Annotated in this window: 16 protein-coding genes, 1 tRNA gene and 1 rRNA gene; all 18 read left to right on the forward strand. The window is 38.4% G+C overall.

Going from position 1 to position 19,254, the window contains the following annotated elements; all coding sequences use genetic code 11:
• The 18 genes from dnaA to PHA78_RS00090 all read left to right on the forward strand — a co-directional run bounded on the left by dnaA (position 1) and on the right by PHA78_RS00090 (position 18,944).
• The gene (dnaA, locus tag PHA78_RS00005) at positions 1–1,374 is read left to right on the forward strand and encodes a chromosomal replication initiator protein DnaA (RefSeq protein WP_029944230.1); all 1,374 of its coding nucleotides are present in this window, start codon (positions 1–3) and stop codon (positions 1,372–1,374) included.
• Positions 1,375–1,527: 153 nt separating this feature from the next.
• Positions 1,528–2,664 (forward strand): DNA polymerase III subunit beta, encoded by a 1,137-nt coding sequence (gene dnaN / locus PHA78_RS00010; RefSeq protein ID WP_004194538.1) that lies wholly within the window; start codon positions 1,528–1,530, stop codon positions 2,662–2,664.
• Between the two features lie 243 nt (positions 2,665–2,907).
• Complete coding sequence (locus PHA78_RS00015) at positions 2,908–3,789, forward strand: diacylglycerol/lipid kinase family protein (protein ID WP_024378341.1); 882 nt, start codon at positions 2,908–2,910, stop codon at positions 3,787–3,789.
• A gap of 9 nt (positions 3,790–3,798) precedes the next feature.
• The gene (locus tag PHA78_RS00020; protein ID WP_029172631.1) at positions 3,799–4,002 is read left to right on the forward strand and encodes a DUF951 domain-containing protein; all 204 of its coding nucleotides are present in this window, start codon (positions 3,799–3,801) and stop codon (positions 4,000–4,002) included.
• A 103-nt stretch (positions 4,003–4,105) separates the two neighbouring features.
• Positions 4,106–4,450, forward strand: a complete 345-nt coding sequence (locus PHA78_RS00025) for a helix-turn-helix domain-containing protein (RefSeq protein ID WP_029187998.1) — start codon at positions 4,106–4,108, stop codon at positions 4,448–4,450.
• 92 nt (positions 4,451–4,542) lie between these two features.
• The gene (ychF, locus tag PHA78_RS00030) at positions 4,543–5,658 is read left to right on the forward strand and encodes a redox-regulated ATPase YchF (protein ID WP_014637241.1); all 1,116 of its coding nucleotides are present in this window, start codon (positions 4,543–4,545) and stop codon (positions 5,656–5,658) included.
• 157 nt (positions 5,659–5,815) lie between these two features.
• A complete protein-coding gene (gene pth / locus PHA78_RS00035; protein ID WP_024378340.1) occupies positions 5,816–6,385 on the forward strand; it encodes an aminoacyl-tRNA hydrolase in 570 nt (189 codons plus the stop codon).
• Positions 6,385–9,879: a transcription-repair coupling factor gene (gene mfd / locus PHA78_RS00040; protein WP_099876259.1), complete on the forward strand. Its 3,495-nt coding sequence runs from the start codon at positions 6,385–6,387 to the stop codon at positions 9,877–9,879. The genes pth and mfd overlap by 1 nt, the downstream gene beginning before the upstream one ends.
• Positions 9,880–9,928: 49 nt before the next feature.
• Entirely contained in the window at positions 9,929–10,201 is a 273-nt protein-coding gene (locus tag PHA78_RS00045) for an RNA-binding S4 domain-containing protein (protein WP_004194330.1), read from the forward strand.
• Positions 10,188–10,556 (forward strand): FtsB family cell division protein, encoded by a 369-nt coding sequence (locus PHA78_RS00050; RefSeq protein ID WP_004194327.1) that lies wholly within the window; start codon positions 10,188–10,190, stop codon positions 10,554–10,556. The genes PHA78_RS00045 and PHA78_RS00050 overlap by 14 nt, the downstream gene beginning before the upstream one ends.
• Complete coding sequence (locus tag PHA78_RS00055; protein WP_004194325.1) at positions 10,553–10,666, forward strand: SP_0009 family protein; 114 nt, start codon at positions 10,553–10,555, stop codon at positions 10,664–10,666. Before PHA78_RS00050 ends, PHA78_RS00055 begins: the two co-directional genes overlap by 4 nt.
• A gap of 12 nt (positions 10,667–10,678) precedes the next feature.
• Positions 10,679–11,959 carry a serine hydrolase gene (locus PHA78_RS00060; protein WP_272158305.1) on the forward strand — a complete coding sequence of 427 codons (1,281 nt, stop codon included), beginning with the start codon at positions 10,679–10,681 and terminating at the stop codon, positions 11,957–11,959.
• On the forward strand, positions 11,960–13,228 hold the full coding sequence (gene tilS / locus PHA78_RS00065; protein WP_044773585.1) for a tRNA lysidine(34) synthetase TilS: 1,269 nt from the start codon (positions 11,960–11,962) through the stop codon (positions 13,226–13,228). It abuts the gene before it with no gap.
• A 7-nt stretch (positions 13,229–13,235) separates the two neighbouring features.
• Positions 13,236–13,778 carry a hypoxanthine phosphoribosyltransferase gene (gene hpt / locus PHA78_RS00070; RefSeq protein WP_014735203.1) on the forward strand — a complete coding sequence of 181 codons (543 nt, stop codon included), beginning with the start codon at positions 13,236–13,238 and terminating at the stop codon, positions 13,776–13,778.
• Positions 13,779–13,799: 21 nt separating this feature from the next.
• Positions 13,800–15,773, forward strand: coding sequence for an ATP-dependent zinc metalloprotease FtsH (gene ftsH / locus PHA78_RS00075; RefSeq protein ID WP_004195369.1), 1,974 nt, complete (start codon positions 13,800–13,802; stop codon positions 15,771–15,773).
• Between the two features lie 351 nt (positions 15,774–16,124).
• The gene (locus PHA78_RS00080) at positions 16,125–16,595 is read left to right on the forward strand and encodes a sigma-70 family RNA polymerase sigma factor (protein WP_002936602.1); all 471 of its coding nucleotides are present in this window, start codon (positions 16,125–16,127) and stop codon (positions 16,593–16,595) included.
• Between the two features lie 532 nt (positions 16,596–17,127).
• Positions 17,128–18,676, forward strand: a 16S ribosomal RNA gene (locus tag PHA78_RS00085).
• 195 nt (positions 18,677–18,871) lie between these two features.
• Positions 18,872–18,944: transfer RNA gene (locus tag PHA78_RS00090), tRNA-Ala, on the forward strand.
• Positions 18,945–19,254 lie beyond the last annotated feature (310 nt).

The raw sequence follows: 19,254 nt of genomic DNA on the forward strand, positions 1-19,254 counted from the left end.
ATGAACCAAGAACAACTTTTTTGGCAACGATTTATTGAATTGGCAAAGGTAAATTTTAAGCCATCTATTTATGATTTTTATGTCGCTGATGCAAAATTACTCGGAATCAACCAGCAAGTTGCCAATATTTTCTTAAATCGTCCATTTAAAAAAGATTTCTGGGAAAAAAACTTCGAAGAGTTAATGATTGCCGCTAGTTTTGAAATCTACGGAGAGCCTCTTGCCATCCAATATCAATTTACAGAGGATGAACAGGAGATTAAGAACACTACAAACGCAAGAAGTTCAGTGGTTCACCAGATACAGACACCTGAGTCGGCTACTCCTCAAGAAACTTTTAAACCGGTTCATTCTGATATAAAATCCCAGTACACCTTTGCTAATTTTGTACAAGGAGACAATAATCACTGGGCAAAGGCTGCAGCTTTAGCTGTATCTGATAACCTAGGTGAGCTCTACAATCCATTATTCATTTTTGGTGGTCCTGGTCTTGGAAAAACTCATATTTTAAATGCGATTGGAAATAAGGTTCTAGCCGATAATCCCCAGGCAAGAATAAAATATGTCTCATCGGAAACATTCATCAATGAATTTTTAGAACACCTCCGTCTCAATGATATGGAAAGTTTCAAAAAAACCTATCGCAATCTGGACTTACTTCTAATTGATGACATTCAGTCTCTCCGTAATAAAGCAACAACACAGGAAGAATTTTTCCATACTTTTAATGCGCTTCATGAAAAAAATAAGCAGATTGTACTCACAAGCGACCGTAATCCCGATCACTTAGACAATTTGGAAGAAAGACTAGTAACACGTTTCAAATGGGGGTTAACCAGTGAAATCACTCCACCTGATTTTGAAACACGTATCGCAATTTTACGTAACAAGTGCGAGAACCTGCCTTACAACTTTACAAATGAGACGCTATCCTATCTAGCTGGGCAATTTGATTCGAACGTACGTGACCTTGAAGGTGCCTTAAAAGATATCCATTTGATAGCCACTATGCGTCAACTGTCTGAGATAAGTGTCGAGGTTGCTGCTGAGGCTATTCGATCAAGAAAACAAACAAATCCACAAAATATGGTTATTCCTATTGAGAAAATCCAAACCGAAGTGGGAAATTTCTACGGTGTCAGCTTGAAAGAATTAAAGGGTTCTAAGCGTGTTCAACATATCGTTCACGCGCGACAAGTTGCTATGTTTTTAGCACGTGAAATGACAGACAATTCCCTTCCAAAAATTGGGAAAGAATTTGGTAATCGAGACCATACAACCGTTATGCATGCATACAATAAAATAAAAACTCTCCTCTTGGATGATGAGAATTTAGAAATAGAGATTACCAGTATAAAAAATAAACTTCGTTAACCTGTGTATAACTTTTCAAAAAAGCTCTGTTTTTTCCACAAGTTGTGAACAAGTTAATTTCCGCAGTTTTATTGGTCTTTCATCACTTTTCCACAGAATACACAGAGACTACTATTACTATTAACCTTATAGATAATAAATAAAGGAGAATCCATGATTCAATTTTCTATTAATAAAAATATATTTCTACAAGCACTTAGTATTACTAAACGGGCAATCAGTACAAAAAATGCTATTCCAATTCTTTCAACAGTAAAAATTACAGTAACTAGTGAAGGAATCACTTTAACTGGTTCAAATGGACAAATCTCGATTGAACATTTTATTTCTATTCAAGATGAAAATGCAGGACTTTTGATCAGTTCTCCAGGCTCCATTCTCTTAGAAGCTGGTTTCTTTATTAATGTCGTATCCAGCATGCCGGATTTGGTCCTTGACTTCAATGAAATTGAACAAAAGCAAATCGTTTTGACAAGTGGTAAGTCTGAAATCACATTAAAGGGAAAAGAAGCAGAACAGTATCCTCGTTTACAGGAAGTTCCAACTTCAAAACCATTGGTGTTAGAAACCAAAGTATTAAAACAAACAATTAATGAAACAGCATTTGCAGCTTCTACACAAGAAAGTCGTCCTATTCTTACGGGTGTTCATTTTGTTTTAACAGAAAATAAAAATCTAAAAACTGTTGCAACAGATTCACACCGTATGAGCCAACGGAAATTGGTCCTTGATACATCTGGTGATGATTTTAATGTTGTCATTCCAAGTCGTTCTCTCCGTGAATTTACTGCAGTTTTTACAGATGATATTGAAACAGTGGAAGTCTTCTTTTCAAATAATCAAATCCTTTTTAGAAGCGAGCATATTAGCTTCTATACACGCTTATTAGAAGGTACCTACCCTGATACAGACCGCTTAATTCCAACTGAGTTTAAAACAACTGCAATTTTTGATACTGCAAATCTTCGTCACTCGATGGAGCGTGCTCGTCTTCTTTCAAATGCAACCCAAAATGGTACAGTAAAACTAGAAATTGCTAATAATGTTGTATCGGCTCATGTAAATTCTCCAGAAGTTGGACGTGTGAATGAGGAATTAGATACTGTAGAAGTATCAGGTGAAGACTTAGTAATCAGCTTTAACCCAACTTACTTGATAGAAGCATTGAAAGCCACAACTAGTGAACAAGTGAAAATTAGCTTTATCTCTTCTGTCCGTCCATTTACATTGATTCCAAATAATGAAGGGGAAGATTTTATTCAATTGGTTACACCAGTGCGTACCAACTAAATAATATTAAGGAGGCTGGGCAAAAAGACCAACCTCGATTCTCAGGGTTCGTGTCAACATCTCAGCGCAGTGGTTGATTGGCAGATTTGTTCGTGTTTTACACTCCAAATCTGACCTAATCAACTGTGCGGGGGCGGGAAGACGAACTCTTTTTTTGACCAGTCGAGTTCTTTCCCGCTCCCTTTATGTTATACTAAAAAATAGCACTGAGCTTATTTTTATATATTTAGTGATGGGGAATAAATGACGTTATATATATTAGCTAATCCTAATGCTGGTAGCCATACTGCTGAACATATCATATTCAAAATAAAAGAAAGTTATCCACAGCTTGCAGTTAACATTTTTATGACAGTTGGTCCTGAGGATGAAAAAAGGCAAATAGAGGCTATTTTAAAGGAGTTTGTCAGTAGTGAGGACCAATTAATGATTTTAGGTGGAGACGGCACACTATCTAAAGCGTTGCGTTTTTGGCCAGCTAGTCTACCGTTTGCTTATTATCCAACAGGATCTGGAAATGATTTTGCTAAGGCAATGAATATAACATCGCTCTATAGAAGTGTAGATGCCATTTTAGAGGGAAAAACAAGTCGGATATATGTTTTAAACAGTTCATACGGAACGGTTGTAAACAGTATGGATTTTGGCTTTGCAGCTCAAGTTATCAATGGTTCGACGAATTCAATTTTGAAAAAAATTCTGAACAAGGTAAAACTTGGGAAGTTAACTTATCTATTCTTTGGTATTAAAACATTATTTTCAAAACAAGCTATAAACTTAGAATTAACTCTTGATGAAAAATCTTATCAGTTAGATAATCTCTTTTTTATTTCTGTAGCAAATAGTCTTTATTTTGGTGGAGGAATCATGATATGGCCAACAGCAAGTGCTAAAAAGAAGGAAGTAGATATTGTTTACTTCAAAAATGGAAATTTCTACCACCGTCTACAATCATTGTTAGCCTTATTAACGAAGAGGCATGAATCTTCTCACACAATTCAGCATTTAACAGGGGTAGATGTAGTTTTAAAATCAAAAGAAAAATTATTATTGCAAATAGATGGAGAGACATGCACTGCAAATGAGGTAACGTTAACCTATCAGGAAAGAAGTATGTATCTTTAAGGAGGAAGTATGTATCAATTAGGATCTTTTGTCGAAATGAAAAAACCTCATGCCTGTGTCATCAAATCGACCGGCAAGAAGGCCAATAAGTGGGAGGTTATCCGTCTAGGAGCGGATATTAAAATCCGCTGCAGTAATTGTGACCATGTCGTTATGATGAGCCGGCATGATTTTGAACGAAAAATGCAACAAGTGCTGCCGAGTGAAGCCTAGTTGACAGTTTGCAACTGCTGGTTGCGGTTTTTTCCTAACAAGTGCTAGTCAACTGTTCTTTTCTACACTATAATAGACTTAGAAAAAAGAGGAGGAAATGATCATGAAGCAGTTAGCACAGCAAATTCGAGTTTTACGCACAGCCAAGAACCTATCTCAAGATGAGTTGGCAGAGAAACTCTATATTTCCCGTCAGGCTGTTTCCAAGTGGGAAAATGGCGAAGCAACGCCAGATATTGATAAACTGGTCCAGCTGGCAGAAATCTTTGGTGTCAGTCTGGATTATCTGGTTTTAGAGAAAGAGCCTGAGAAGGAAATTTTGGTGGAACAAAGAGGAAAAATGAATGTTTGGGAGTTTCTTGCTAATTATTGGTGGGTTCTTATCCCAATCATGATAATAGCCTTTGGCTTATTTGCTGCAGCGATGAGAATTTTGCAGAAATTTTGATAAATCTTACAATCCTGTCATTTGGCAGGATTTTTCTCATCTTTTCTGCTATAATAGTCATGATTGAATTTTTAATTGGAGAGTAAAAAAACATGGCTTTAACAGCAGGAATCGTCGGTTTACCAAACGTTGGTAAATCAACCCTATTTAACGCAATTACCAAGGCAGGAGCAGAGGCTGCAAACTACCCTTTCGCGACCATTGATCCAAACGTCGGCATGGTAGAAGTGCCCGATGAGCGTTTGCAGAAGTTGACAGAACTCATTACCCCTAAAAAGACAGTTCCAACCACTTTTGAATTTACCGATATTGCCGGTATCGTAAAAGGTGCCTCTAAAGGTGAGGGACTTGGAAACAAATTCTTGGCCAACATCCGCGAGGTTGATGCCATTGTCCACGTGGTGCGTGCCTTTGACGATGAAAATGTCATGCGTGAACAAGGCCGTGAAGACGCCTTTGTGGACCCAATCGCAGATATTGATACTATTAACCTAGAATTGATTTTGGCGGATCTAGAGAGTATCAACAAGCGTTATGCGCGTGTAGAAAAAATGGCCCGTACGCAAAAAGACAAGGATTCTGTGGCAGAATTTGCAGTCCTTGAAAAAATCAAACCTGTCTTGGAAGACGGAAAATCTGCTCGTACAGTTGACTTCACAGATGAAGAACAAAAAATCGTCAAGCAACTCTTCCTCTTGACCACTAAACCAGTCCTCTATGTTGCCAACGTCGATGAAGACAAGGTAGCAGATCCTGAGTCTATCAGTTATGTTCAGCAAATCCGTGACTTTGCGGCAACAGAAAATGCAGAAGTGGTGGTGATCTCTGCGCGTGCTGAAGAAGAAATTTCAGAACTAGACGATGAAGACAAGGGTGAGTTTTTGGAAGCACTCGGTCTGACAGAATCTGGCGTGGATAAATTGACTCGTGCAGCCTATCACTTGCTTGGTCTAGGTACCTACTTTACAGCAGGAGAGAAGGAGGTTCGTGCTTGGACCTTCAAGCGTGGCATGAAAGCCCCTCAATGTGCTGGCATCATCCACTCAGACTTCGAAAAAGGCTTTATCCGTGCCGTCACCATGTCCTATGATGATTTGATTCAATACGGCTCTGAGAAGGCTGTTAAAGAAGCAGGACGCCTTCGTGAAGAAGGAAAAGAGTACGTGGTTCAAGATGGGGACATCATGGAGTTCCGCTTTAACGTTTGATGGCTAAACTGTCCTTAATCTTCGTTGTTTTACCTTGCCATACCATCAGTATTGTCTGCGGTTTCAACGCCTAGACTAAGAACAGTTTATCGCATCAAAGAGGATGATTACTTGGTTGGAAAGCTTTTTCCAGCCTTTTGGTATTTAAGGAGAAAAAATGACACGATTGATCATCGGTCTGGGAAATCCCGGAGACCGCTATTTTGAAACAAAACACAACGTTGGATTTATGTTGCTAGATAAGATTGCCAAGCGTGAAAATGTGACCTTTAGTCACGATAAGATTTTTCAGGCGGATATTGCAACCACCTTTATTGACGGTGAAAAAATCTTCCTAGTTAAACCAACCACCTTTATGAATGAGTCAGGTAAGGCTGTTCATGCCCTGATGACCTACTATGGTTTGGATGAGACAGATATTCTGGTAGCTTACGACGACTTGGACATGGCTGTTGGGAAGATCCGTTTCCGTCAAAAAGGCTCCGCAGGTGGCCACAATGGTATCAAATCCATTGTCAAGCATATTGGAACACAGGAATTTGACCGTATCAAGATTGGTATTGGGCGTCCTAAAGGAAAAATGAGCGTTGTAAACCATGTCTTGTCTGGCTTTGATATAGAGGACCGTATTGAAATTGACTTAGCACTAGATAAACTTGACAAGGCTGTCAACGTATATCTCGAAGAAGATGATTTTGATACTATTATGAGAAAGTTTAATGGATAATGAATATACTAGATCTTCTTCACAAAAATAAGCAAATCAATCAGTGGCAGTCTGGCTTAAACAAGTCAACTCGCCAACTATTATTAGGACTCACTGGAACCAGTAAGTCATTAGTCATGGTAACTGCCTATGATAGTTTGGCTAAGAAAATAATGATTGTGACTGCTACTCAAAATGATGCTGAGAAATTAGTTGCAGATTTAGCAGCCATTATTGGAAGTGAGAATGTTTACAACTTTTTTACAGATGATAGTCCTATTGCCGAGTTTATTTTTGCATCAAAAGAACGGACTCAATCAAGGATTGACAGTTTAAATTTCTTGACAGATTCTACTAGTTCAGGAATTTTAGTTGCTAGTCTGGCTGCTTGTCGGGTCTTATTGCCGAGTCCTGAGACTTATAAAGGTTCTAAAATACAGCTTGAAGTTGGTCAAGAAATAGAAGTTGACAAAGTTGTAAAGAATCTTGTCAACATCGGCTACAAAAAAGTGTCTCGTGTATTAACCCAGGGAGAATTTAGCCAACGAGGTGATATTCTAGATATTTTTGACATGCAAGCAGAAGCTCCTTATCGAATAGAATTTTTTGGAGATGAGATTGATGGTATTCGTATCTTTGATGTTGACAGTCAAAAATCCTTAGAAAATCTAGACGAAATCTCGATCTCTCCAGCTTCCGATATCATTTTGTCTTCAGAAGACTATAGTAGGGCTAGCCAATACATTCAGACAGCTATTGAACAATCGCATATAGAAGAGCAGCAGTCTTATTTACGAGAAGTCCTGGCAGATATGCAAACGGAATATCGCCATCCCGATTTACGAAAATTTCTATCATTTTTATATGAACAATCATGGACATTGTTGGATTACTTGCCAAAGGGAACCCCTTTATTTTTAGATGATTTTCATAAAATTGCTGACAAGCAGGCTCAATTTGAAAACGAATCAGCAGAGTTGTTGACAGATGATTTACAGAAGGGTAAATCAGTGTCAAGTTTAAACTATTTTGCATCTACCTATTCGGAATTAAGAAAATACAAACCTGCCAGCTTCTTTTCAAGTTTTCAAAAAGGTTTAGGCAATGTAAAGTTTGATGCTCTTTATCAATTCACACAGTATCCTATGCAGGAATTTTTCCACCAGATTCCACTGTTAAAAGATGAATTGACTCGATATGCGAAATCAAACAATACCGTTGTTATTCAAGCGAGTTCTGATGTGAGTTTACAGACTTTACAGAAAACTTTACAAGAGTATGATATCCATCTTCCAGTACATGTAGCAGATAAGTTAGTAGAAGGTCAGCAACAGGTTACGATTGGTCAGTTAGCTTCAGGTTTTCATTTGATGGATGAGAAACTAGTCTTCATCACTGAAAAAGAGATTTTCAATAAGAAAATGAAGCGTAAGACACGTAGAACCAATATTTCTAACGCTGAACGTATTAAGGACTATAGTGAATTAGCAGTTGGTGATTATGTTGTTCACCATGTTCACGGGATAGGTCAGTATTTAGGGATAGAAACCATTGAAATATCAGGTATCCACCGTGACTATGTGACAGTTCAATATCAAAACTCCGATCGCATTTCCATTCCTGTAGAGCAGATTGATCTCCTTTCCAAATACTTAGCGTCCGATGGAAAAGCTCCAAAAGTTAATAAACTAAACGATGGCCGTTTCCAACGAACCAAGCAAAAAGTTCAGAAGCAGGTAGAGGATATTGCGGATGATTTGATTAAGCTTTATGCAGAGCGTAGCCAGTTGAAAGGCTTTGCCTTTTCACCAGATGATGAGAATCAGATTGAGTTTGACAACTACTTTACACATGTGGAAACCGACGACCAACTTCGTTCCATTGATGAAATTAAGAAGGACATGGAAAAAGACTCTCCAATGGATCGTCTATTGGTAGGTGATGTCGGTTTCGGTAAGACAGAGGTAGCCATGCGAGCTGCCTTTAAGGCTGTCAATGATGGAAAACAGGTAGCTATCCTAGTTCCTACGACTGTTTTAGCCCAGCAACACTATGCTAATTTCCAGGAACGATTTGCGGAATTTCCTGTCAATGTGGATGTTATGAGTCGTTTTAAAACCAAGGCAGAGCAGGAAAAAACACTTGAGAAATTGAAAAAAGGTCAAGTTGATATCTTGATTGGTACCCATCGCCTTCTATCAAAAGATGTTGTTTTTGCTGATTTAGGTTTACTAGTTATTGACGAAGAGCAACGGTTTGGTGTCAAGCATAAGGAACGTTTGAAGGAATTGAAAAAGAAAATTGATGTCCTAACCTTGACTGCAACTCCGATTCCTCGTACCTTGCAAATGTCTATGTTGGGAATCCGTGACTTATCAGTAATTGAGACTCCACCGACAAATCGCTATCCTGTACAAACTTATGTGATGGAAACAAATCCTTCCGTTATCCGAGATGCAATGCTTCGTGAGATAGATCGCGGAGGACAGGTTTACTATCTTTACAATAAAGTTGACACCATTGAACAGAAAGTATCTGAATTAAAAGAATTGGTTCCAGAAGCTAGCATCGGTTATGTCCATGGTCAAATGTCGGAAATTCAGCTAGAAAATACCCTTTATGCCTTTGTAGAAGGTGAGTATGATATTCTAGTGACCACAACAATCATTGAAACAGGTGTTGATATTCCCAATGCTAATACACTGTTTATTGAAAATGCAGATCATATGGGACTGTCAACTCTTTATCAACTTAGAGGACGTGTTGGCCGTTCCAGTCGGATTGCCTATGCCTATCTCATGTACCGTCCAGACAAGTCCTTGACAGAAGTAGCTGAAAAACGCTTGGAAGCCATTAAGGGTTTTACAGAACTAGGATCAGGTTTCAAGATTGCCATGCAAGATTTGTCCATTCGTGGTGCGGGAAATATTTTAGGTGCTGCTCAGTCAGGTTTTATTGATTCTGTGGGATATGAGATGTATTCACAATTGCTGGAACAAGCCATCTTGGAAAAACAAGGTAAGGCAACCCAACGTCAGAAGAGTAATTCAGAGGTCAATTTACAGATTGATGCCTATTTACCAAGTGATTATATTGGTGATCAGCGACAAAAAATTGAAATTTATAAGCGTATAAAGAATATTGACAGTCGTGTCAACTATCAAGAATTGCAAGAAGAATTGATTGACCGTTTTGGAGAGTATCCTGATGTAGTAGCCTACTTGCTTGAAATTGGTCTATTGAAATCATTTTTAGACCAAGTTTTCTGTCATACAGTTCTTAGACGACAACATCAAGTGACAGTAACATTCGAACCTATGGCTGGTCAAATTTTCCTAACGCAAGATTACTTTGAAGCTTTATCTGTGACAAATTTGAAAGCTCAGATAACAGAAAATAAAGGAAAACTAGCTGTTGTGTTTAACATTCAACAGAAAAAAGAATATGAAATATTAGAGGAATTGATTTCTTTTGCCGAAAAATTAAAAGAAATTAAAGCAAGGAAAGCAGAATAAATTTCTCAATTAAATGAAAAAATGGTAAAATATATAGTTGAGGTAAAGTATGAGACTAGATAAATATTTGAAAGTATCCCGCATTATCAAGCGTCGAACAGTTGCGAAGGAAGTTGCCGATAAAGGACGAATAAAAGTCAATGGGATTTTGGCGAAATCTTCAACAGATTTAAAAGTAAATGATCAGGTTGAAATCCAATTTGGTAATAAACTACTCACTGTAAAAGTACTTGAAATGAAAGATTCGACTAAAAAAGAAGACGCACTGAAAATGTATGAAATTATCAGTGAAAAAAGGATAGAAAAAGATGAAGAAATCTAAAATTCTACAACTGAATAATGCCTTTATTCAGTCGGAGCGTAAAAAAACTCAGCATCAATTGGCAGAACGCCAACAAAAAAATCGTTTTATGGGTGCAATTCTCATTCTAGTTATCTTTCTTTTTATGTTGCCTGCCTATAATCTTGTTGGGACTTACACTAATATTCAGCAGCAGGAAAAGAAACTTGCTGAATTGGAAAAAAATTACGAAGAACTGACCAAAGAACAGAAGCAGGAAGCAGAGATGGTTGCAAAATTGAAAAATGAGGAATACGCAGCAAAGTATGTTCGGGCTAAGTATCAATACTCTAAAGAAGGGGAATTTGTCTACAATATTCCAGGGTTACCAAAATGACCGAATCTATTTTTAAAATTGTAGAGCAATTTTTACAGCATTCTGATGAAAAATTAGAAGAGTTGAATCAAAAGAATAGAGAATTAAAGTTAGAAGAAAATGAATCGTAGAAAGGAGGGAGTATGCAGAAAAAACTGCTCGTATGGTTATTGCCAGTTTTATTTGGATGGCAGGTGGTCGATAGTACAGAAATACCATTTGAACTCACAGCGCAAGAAGAATACGAATTGACTCATACTATCTATGATCAGTATTTTCAAACTATCCCTCAAAACCCAAATGTTTTTCAAACTGAGAATCTTTATTCGGATGAAGAACTGACTATAGCAGGTGGACAATTACAGCCGAACCAACATTTTTCTATTACGGATGTTCTAGTCAATAGCAAAAAAGAATTGGTTTTCAAAATAGATGACAAGGGTTACATTCTTGCAAGTAGGCATCTACTATTTGATGATGTAATTGTTACAGAAACTACTGTTGAGCAAACTTATTGGACAAAAAAAGGTTTCACATTGTTAACCTCACCAATTGCTAACGAAGCTACGGAAATAAAAAATGATTTACAACCCTATCAAGCTGTCATGGTTTCTAAAATTGTGACAACTTCTCTAGGTGATTTTGCCTATGTTACAGATAAAGGTTGGATTGCAGTAAATAATCTTTCTAAAACGGATAATAGAGTAGAAGCTGTTCAAGAGTTGTTGACTAACAAATATCCCAAAGATACTATTGGTATATATGTGAAACAATTGTCAACAGGTCAAACTGCAGGTGTAAATCAAGAGAAACTATTCTATTCTGCCAGCATTGCTAAGCTACCAATTCTTTATTACGTTCAAGAGCAACTGAATGCTGGGTACATTGATTTGACTACTAAAGTGAAATATACAGCCGAATCTATATCCTTCCCAGGAGCTTATGTTGCTGGAGGAAGTGGTTCACTGTCAAAAACTCCTGACAATAAAGATTATTCAGTGGAAGAATTGATCAATAAGACTGCTAAAGAGTCAGATAATGTAGCTAGTAATTTACTTTCTTATTATGTAGCTAATAAATTCGATTCCAATTTTTATCAAGTAATAACTGCTAAAACAGGTAGTGAGTGGAGTATGGTTACACGTGAAACTTCAGCTGAAATCGCAGGTAAAATGATGGAAGCCTTATATATTCAAAATGGCTATGTGCTAGAAAGTTTGTTATCTACTCAATTTGATAATCAACGTATTTCGAAAGATATCTTAGTTCCAGTTGCTCATAAAATTGGCGATGCAGACGATGTCAAACACGATGTAGCGATTGTTTACGCAGAGTCTCCTTTTGTTTTATCTATTTTTACAGATAAATCAAATTATGATGAGATTACACAAATTGCAAATGATATTTACGGGATTTTAAAGTAAATGAAAGATAGATTTTTAAAAGTGACACTGGATGGTCACTTTTTTGATAAACATAAGAAAGTACTAGTAGCCGTATCTGGTGGGTTAGATTCTATGAACCTATTCCATCTTTTATACGAATGCAAACAAGTGTTAGGGATTGAACTTGGAATTGCCCATATTAATCATGGACAGAGAGAAGAATCTGTCATTGAGGAAAAATATCTTAGACAGTTAGCAGAAGAAAGTAATGTTCCCTTTTATCTGTCCTATTTTGAAGGCGATTTTTCAGAAGAAGCGGCGCGAAAATGGCGTTATGGATTTTTTGCTACAATCATGGAGAAGGAAGGCTACACTGCACTAGTGACAGCCCACCATGCAGATGATCAAGCAGAAACTGTCTTTATGCGATTGATTAGAGGAGGGCGTTTACGTCACTTATCAGCAATTCAACCGACTCAGCCTTTTGCAACAGGAGAACTTATTCGACCACTTTTATCTTTTAAAAAGGCAGATTTTGAAAAGCTATTTCATTTTGAAGATTGCAGCAATGCAGATTTCAAATATTTTCGAAATAGAGTCAGAAATGACTATTTACCAAAGTTAAAACAGGAAAATCCTAAAATCGAACTTACTCTCAATAATCTTGCAGTTGATACAAATAATCTATTTCAAGCGCTAAGAGATTTGACACAGGATTTATCCGTTACAGATGTGATGAGTTTTCAACAACAGACACCTGCGGTACAAAGTTATCTATTAGAGGAATATTTGGAAAAATTTCCTGATTTACAGCTCTCTCGTCCACAATTTAATGAAGTATTACACATCTTGCGTTCAAAAGCTAACTACTATCATTTATTGAAAAATGATTACATGTTAGAGAAGGATTATCATCGTTTTCAAATTTATAAAATAGGACCAGAGACGGATAGTCAACCAGAAAAAATCATGATAAAATCAGAGGGTATTTTTTCTTACGGTTCATATATTTTTTCTCTCAATCATCCTTTGGAAGAAGCGGATAGTATTTTATATTTTCCTACAGAAAATCCAATTGTAGTGAGGAGAAGGCAGGCTGGGGATACCATTTTAATAAACGGAATAAATAAAAAACTCCGCCGTTGGTTTATTGATAATAAAATCTCACAGAAAGTTCGACAAAATGCGCTTATTATCGAGCAGAATGGAGAAATTTATGGAATTACGAATCTTGTTAGCAGTGATTTGAGTAAATCAGTAAAAAATGATATAATCAAAGCTACCTTATATATAAAAATGAAAGAGTAGAACAACTATGTTGGACAAAGATATTAAGAAAATTCTTGTTTCAGAAGAAGAAATCGTTGCAAAATGCAAAGAACTCGGTCAAATTTTAGCAACAGATTATGCAGATAAGAATCCTATTCTTGTAGGAATTTTAAAAGGTTCTATCCCATTTATGGCAGAATTAATGAAACATATTGATGCCCATGTAGAAACGGATTATATGGTTGTTTCTAGCTACCATGGCGGAACGGAGAGTAGCGGTACCGTTAAGATTATCAAGGATTTGGACAATAGTGTAGCAGGTCGACATATCATCTTCGTAGAGGATATTATTGACACTGGTCGCACATTAAAAGAATTGAAAGAACTCTTTGCTTTGCGTCAGGCAGCTTCTATTAAAATTGCCACTCTTCTTGATAAACCAGAAGGTCGTGTTGTTGAAATCGAGCCAGACTACACTTGCTTTACTATTCCAAATGAATTTGTAGTTGGATTTGGCTTAGATTATGATGAAAATTATCGTAATCTTCCTTATGTTGGTGTACTCAAAGAGGAAGTTTACACAAAATAGAAAAAGGTTTCCTACTATATTATGAACAATCAACCAAATAAAGGATTTATAAAAAATCCTTTTCTCATTATTCTCGTTATTGCCACTATTGTTACAGCCTTTCAATTTTTTAACGCTGGTCAGCAAGTAGCAACTCAAGAAATCAGTTATTCACAAGTAGTAACTGAATTGAAAAATAATAATGTATCTGAAATTACTTATCAACCAAATTCAAGTGTTATTGAAATTACTGGTAAGTACAAAAAAGAACAGGAAGCTAAAGATGAGTTAGCTTCAACTATTAAGTTATTCCAAGTTTCTAGTAAAGTTAAGTATAAAAACTTTAAATCACTAATTTTACCGTCAGAAACGAATTTGTCAGAGCTACAAGCTCTTGCAAATGAAAATGGAGTAAAGGTTACTATTAAACCTGAAAGTTCAAATGGACTTTGGTTAAATATCGTCTTTAATTTGTTACCGCTTATCATTGCTGGTGTATTCTTCATGATGATGATGAACCAGGGTGGTGGCGGAGCTCGAGGTGCCATGAATTTTGGGCGAAACAAGGCAAAAGCTCTTGAGCAAAGCAATATCAAAGTTCGTTTCTCAGATGTTGCAGGTGCAGAAGAAGAAAAACAAGAATTAGTTGAAGTTGTTGAATTTTTGAAGGATCCAAAACGCTTTACTAAACTTGGAGCACGTATTCCAGCAGGTGTGCTACTAGAGGGGCCTCCAGGAACCGGTAAAACCTTGCTTGCCAAAGCAGTAGCAGGTGAAGCGGGTGTACCATTCTTCTCCATTTCTGGTTCAGATTTTGTTGAAATGTTTGTTGGTGTCGGTGCCAGCCGTGTTCGTTCATTATTTGAAGATGCAAAAAAAGCAGCGCCAGCCATTATTTTCATCGATGAAATCGATGCTGTCGGTCGCCAACGTGGTGTCGGCATGGGTGGCGGTAACGACGAACGTGAACAAACCCTCAACCAACTCTTAATTGAAATGGATGGTTTTGAAGGGAACGAAGGGATTATTGTCATTGCCGCAACCAACCGTAGTGATGTTTTAGACCCTGCCCTTCTTCGTCCAGGTCGTTTTGACCGTAAAGTATTGGTTGGTCGTCCGGATGTTAAAGGACGTGAAGCAATCCTTAAAGTTCATGCGAAGAATAAACCACTAGCAGCAGATGTAGATTTGAAATTAGTAGCACAACAAACACCAGGATTTGTTGGTGCAGATTTAGAGAATGTTCTTAACGAAGCAGCTCTAGTTGCTGCACGTCGAAACAAAACTGTCATCGATGCGTCAGATATCGACGAAGCGGAAGATCGTGTTATTGCAGGTCCGTCCAAGAAAGATCGTCAAGTCTCAGCTAAGGAACGAGAAATCGTTGCCTACCATGAAGCTGGTCATACGATTGTCGGCCTTGTCTTGTCAAATGCGCGTGAAGTTCATAAAGTTACTATTGTACCACGTGGCCGCGCAGGAGGTTACATGATTGCCCTTCCAAAAGAAGATCAAATGCTTCTATCTAAAGAAGATATGAAGGAGCAATTGGCTGGTCTTATGGGAGGACGTGTTGCGGAAGAAATTATTTTCAATACCCAAACAACTGGTGCCTCAAATGACTTTGAACAAGCAACACAGATGGCGCGTGCTATGGTTGCTGAATATGGCATGAGTGACAAAATGGGACCAATGCAGTATGAGGGCAGTCATGCAATGTTTGGTGGCCAGACAACTCATAAACACATTTCAGAACAAACTGCTTATGAATTAGATAATGAAGTACGTGATTTGTTAAATGAAGCTCGCAACAAAGCAGCTGAAATTATTCAGTCTAATCGCGAAACTCATAAACTAATCGCAGAAGCATTGCTCAAATACGAAACTCTTGATAGTGTTCAAATTAAATCTCTCTATGAAACAGGCAAAATGCCAGAGAATATTGAACGTGATGATGAAGATGTTCATCCCCTTTCTTATGAAGAGGTAAAAGAGAAAATTAATACGAAAGAGTAGTATAAAAATACTCTGGGCAAGACATTCCATAACGGATCTGCCCTCACTCTCAACCACTAAAATAACCACAAAGCCTTCGCTAAGTACATAATCTTGGCGAGGGCTTTTTTACATGATACACATCAGAAACAGGGCATTTACAAGAAAAACGAATCAATAGTTATTTATCTCAATCTTAGAACTATACCAAATAACTCCCTTCTGAAGCAGAATGCAATGTTTGCCATAGAGTATCAATAGCAAATGTACTTTAAAAAAGAAAAATCAAATAAAGTATGCTAGACAAAAATGTCCTGTAGAAAGACAGCACTTTTCGATAAACTTAAACCATCAACAAAAGGAGATTAAGAAATGGAATTCGAAAAAGTGTACGCAAGCGTCAAAGGTATTGTAAACAAGGCTCGAAAAGAGTTTTACATTAAATTATGGGATCGAGATGATTGGGAACAAGAAGGAATGATGACCTTGTTTGAATTATTGGAAGCTCAACCGTGGCTAGTTGATGAACAAGTTCAATTATATTGTTACTTTAAAGTCAAGTTCAGAAATCGCATCAAAGATCGTATCCGCAAACAGGAAAGTCAAAAACGCAAGTTTGACCGAATGCCACATGAAGATATTCACGAATTATCTCATGCAATACAATCACCGGGATTGATAAACGATGAACTATTAATGTTGAGAGGTGCCTTGAGAGATTATCGAAAAAATCTGAGTAATGATCAACTTGATAAATACGAAAAATTAATTAGCGGACAATGTTTTAATGGTCGTCGTGAAATGATACGTGATTTACAAATTCATTTGAAAGACTTTCGCTAAAGCTAGTCACTAACATTATGTTAATCGAATTAAGAAATTGGGCAGAAGCACCATAAAAAGTTCTGTTCAGTTTCTTTTTATATAGGTTATAGCACAGGAAGAAGGAATAGGAGAAAAAACAAAGTATCTACATAGAACTTTTAGTGTAAAAAATCCCAAAAACCCGGTTGACAAAGTATATAAGTCATGATAGAATGAATGAGTTGTCTCATGAGGGGCTAGTTAATAGAGGAACGAAAAAAAAGTTTCGAAAAAGTGTTGACAAGACCATCAGAAGATGATAGAATGATTGAGTTGTCTCTTGAGGAACTGGTTAACAGAGGGACGAAAAAAAGTTTCAAAAAAGTGTTGACAAAGTTCACAAGAAATGATAAACTAAGATAGTTGTCGCGAGCGCGATAACGACAAGACCTTTGAAAATTAAAGAAGACGAACCAAACGTGCAGGGTGATTTATCAAATGATAAATCGTCAATGACAAAACAAAACAATAAAACGGAAAGCTAGTGATAGCTTGAGTTTGAATCAAAACTTTTAATGAGAGTTTGATCCTGGCTCAGGACGAACGCTGGCGGCGTGCCTAATACATGCAAGTAGAACGCTGAAGTCTGGTGCTTGCACTAGACGGATGAGTTGCGAACGGGTGAGTAACGCGTAGGTAACCTGCCTCATAGCGGGGGATAACTATTGGAAACGATAGCTAATACCGCATAACAGTATTTACCGCATGGTAGATGCTTGAAAGGAGCAATTGCTTCACTATGAGATGGACCTGCGTTGTATTAGCTAGTTGGTGAGGTAACGGCTCACCAAGGCATCGATACATAGCCGACCTGAGAGGGTGATCGGCCACACTGGGACTGAGACACGGCCCAGACTCCTACGGGAGGCAGCAGTAGGGAATCTTCGGCAATGGGGGCAACCCTGACCGAGCAACGCCGCGTGAGTGAAGAAGGTTTTCGGATCGTAAAGCTCTGTTGTAAGAGAAGAACTGTGAGAAGAGTGGAAAGTTTCTCATTTGACGGTATCTTACCAGAAAGGGACGGCTAACTACGTGCCAGCAGCCGCGGTAATACGTAGGTCCCGAGCGTTGTCCGGATTTATTGGGCGTAAAGCGAGCGCAGGCGGTTTGATAAGTCTGAAGTAAAAGGCTGTGGCTTAACCATAGTACGCTTTGGAAACTGTCAAACTTGAGTGCAGAAGGGGAGAGTGGAATTCCATGTGTAGCGGTGAAATGCGTAGATATATGGAGGAACACCGGTGGCGAAAGCGGCTCTCTGGTCTGTAACTGACGCTGAGGCTCGAAAGCGTGGGGAGCGAACAGGATTAGATACCCTGGTAGTCCACGCCGTAAACGATGAGTGCTAGGTGTTGGGTCCTTTCCGGGACTCAGTGCCGCAGCTAACGCATTAAGCACTCCGCCTGGGGAGTACGACCGCAAGGTTGAAACTCAAAGGAATTGACGGGGGCCCGCACAAGCGGTGGAGCATGTGGTTTAATTCGAAGCAACGCGAAGAACCTTACCAGGTCTTGACATCCCGATGACCGCCCTAGAGATAGGGTTTCTCTTCGGAGCATCGGTGACAGGTGGTGCATGGTTGTCGTCAGCTCGTGTCGTGAGATGTTGGGTTAAGTCCCGCAACGAGCGCAACCCCTATTGTTAGTTGCCATCATTCAGTTGGGCACTCTAGCGAGACTGCCGGTAATAAACCGGAGGAAGGTGGGGATGACGTCAAATCATCATGCCCCTTATGACCTGGGCTACACACGTGCTACAATGGCTGGTACAACGAGTCGCAAGTCGGTGACGGCAAGCTAATCTCTTAAAGCCAGTCTCAGTTCGGATTGTAGGCTGCAACTCGCCTACATGAAGTCGGAATCGCTAGTAATCGCGGATCAGCACGCCGCGGTGAATACGTTCCCGGGCCTTGTACACACCGCCCGTCACACCACGAGAGTTTGTAACACCCGAAGTCGGTGAGGTAACCTTTTAGGAGCCAGCCGCCTAAGGTGGGATAGATGATTGGGGTGAAGTCGTAACAAGGTAGCCGTATCGGAAGGTGCGGCTGGATCACCTCCTTTCTAAGGAAATGGAAACCTGTACGTCAGTCTTCTTTAATTTTGAGAGGTCTTGTGGGGCCTTAGCTCAGCTAAGCGAAACCTTTAGGTTGAAGCTTTGTCGAAACTAGCGGAGCTAGTGCACGACAGGGGCCAGCGTCTCAAAAATGATATTATATCGAAACAATTAAATACGTTAACAGGTACATAAAAATGTACGGGGCCTTAGCTCAGCTGGGAGAGCGCCTGCTTTGCACGCAGGAGGTCAGCGGTTCGATCCCGCTAGGCTCCATAGGGTAAGGAGATGAGTTTTCCTATCCTAAAACCAAAAGATATTGTTCAAGTAATTGAACACGACCTCATTTTCTAGGAAAATAGATAAACTTCCTAGTGTCTGACGACACTACATCAGTTTCCTAATTTTCTACAAAAATGCCCGACAAGTCGGGACGGTCTTAGTATCTTATATTTGTCCATTGAAAATTGAATATCTATCAAACATTCCTGATGTATCTGAAAGGATACATTAAGAAATAGTAACAAGAAAATAAACCGAAAACGCTGTGAATATTTAATGAGTTTTCTAATTTTTGAAAAAATTA

The organism is Streptococcus sp. HN38 (genome assembly GCF_028335765.1).
In the GTDB taxonomy this organism is placed as follows: Bacteria; Bacillota; Bacilli; order Lactobacillales; family Streptococcaceae; genus Streptococcus; species Streptococcus suis_P.

Excerpts from the sequence above, each read along its gene's own strand:
- dnaA (WP_029944230.1), top strand. The coding sequence starts at position 1 with ATGAACCAAGAACAACTTTTTTGGCAACGATTTATTGAATTGGCAAAG.
- dnaN (WP_004194538.1), top strand. The coding sequence starts at position 1,528 with ATGATTCAATTTTCTATTAATAAAAATATATTTCTACAAGCACTTAGT.
- PHA78_RS00015 (WP_024378341.1), top strand. The coding sequence starts at position 2,908 with ATGACGTTATATATATTAGCTAATCCTAATGCTGGTAGCCATACTGCT.
- PHA78_RS00020 (WP_029172631.1), top strand. The coding sequence starts at position 3,799 with ATGTATCAATTAGGATCTTTTGTCGAAATGAAAAAACCTCATGCCTGT.
- PHA78_RS00025 (WP_029187998.1), top strand. The coding sequence starts at position 4,106 with ATGAAGCAGTTAGCACAGCAAATTCGAGTTTTACGCACAGCCAAGAAC.
- ychF (WP_014637241.1), top strand. The coding sequence starts at position 4,543 with ATGGCTTTAACAGCAGGAATCGTCGGTTTACCAAACGTTGGTAAATCA.
- pth (WP_024378340.1), top strand. The coding sequence starts at position 5,816 with ATGACACGATTGATCATCGGTCTGGGAAATCCCGGAGACCGCTATTTT.
- mfd (WP_099876259.1), top strand. The coding sequence starts at position 6,385 with ATGAATATACTAGATCTTCTTCACAAAAATAAGCAAATCAATCAGTGG.
- PHA78_RS00045 (WP_004194330.1), top strand. The coding sequence starts at position 9,929 with ATGAGACTAGATAAATATTTGAAAGTATCCCGCATTATCAAGCGTCGA.
- PHA78_RS00050 (WP_004194327.1), top strand. The coding sequence starts at position 10,188 with ATGAAGAAATCTAAAATTCTACAACTGAATAATGCCTTTATTCAGTCG.
- PHA78_RS00055 (WP_004194325.1), top strand. The coding sequence starts at position 10,553 with ATGACCGAATCTATTTTTAAAATTGTAGAGCAATTTTTACAGCATTCT.
- PHA78_RS00060 (WP_272158305.1), top strand. The coding sequence starts at position 10,679 with ATGCAGAAAAAACTGCTCGTATGGTTATTGCCAGTTTTATTTGGATGG.
- tilS (WP_044773585.1), top strand. The coding sequence starts at position 11,960 with ATGAAAGATAGATTTTTAAAAGTGACACTGGATGGTCACTTTTTTGAT.
- hpt (WP_014735203.1), top strand. The coding sequence starts at position 13,236 with ATGTTGGACAAAGATATTAAGAAAATTCTTGTTTCAGAAGAAGAAATC.
- ftsH (WP_004195369.1), top strand. The coding sequence starts at position 13,800 with ATGAACAATCAACCAAATAAAGGATTTATAAAAAATCCTTTTCTCATT.
- PHA78_RS00080 (WP_002936602.1), top strand. The coding sequence starts at position 16,125 with ATGGAATTCGAAAAAGTGTACGCAAGCGTCAAAGGTATTGTAAACAAG.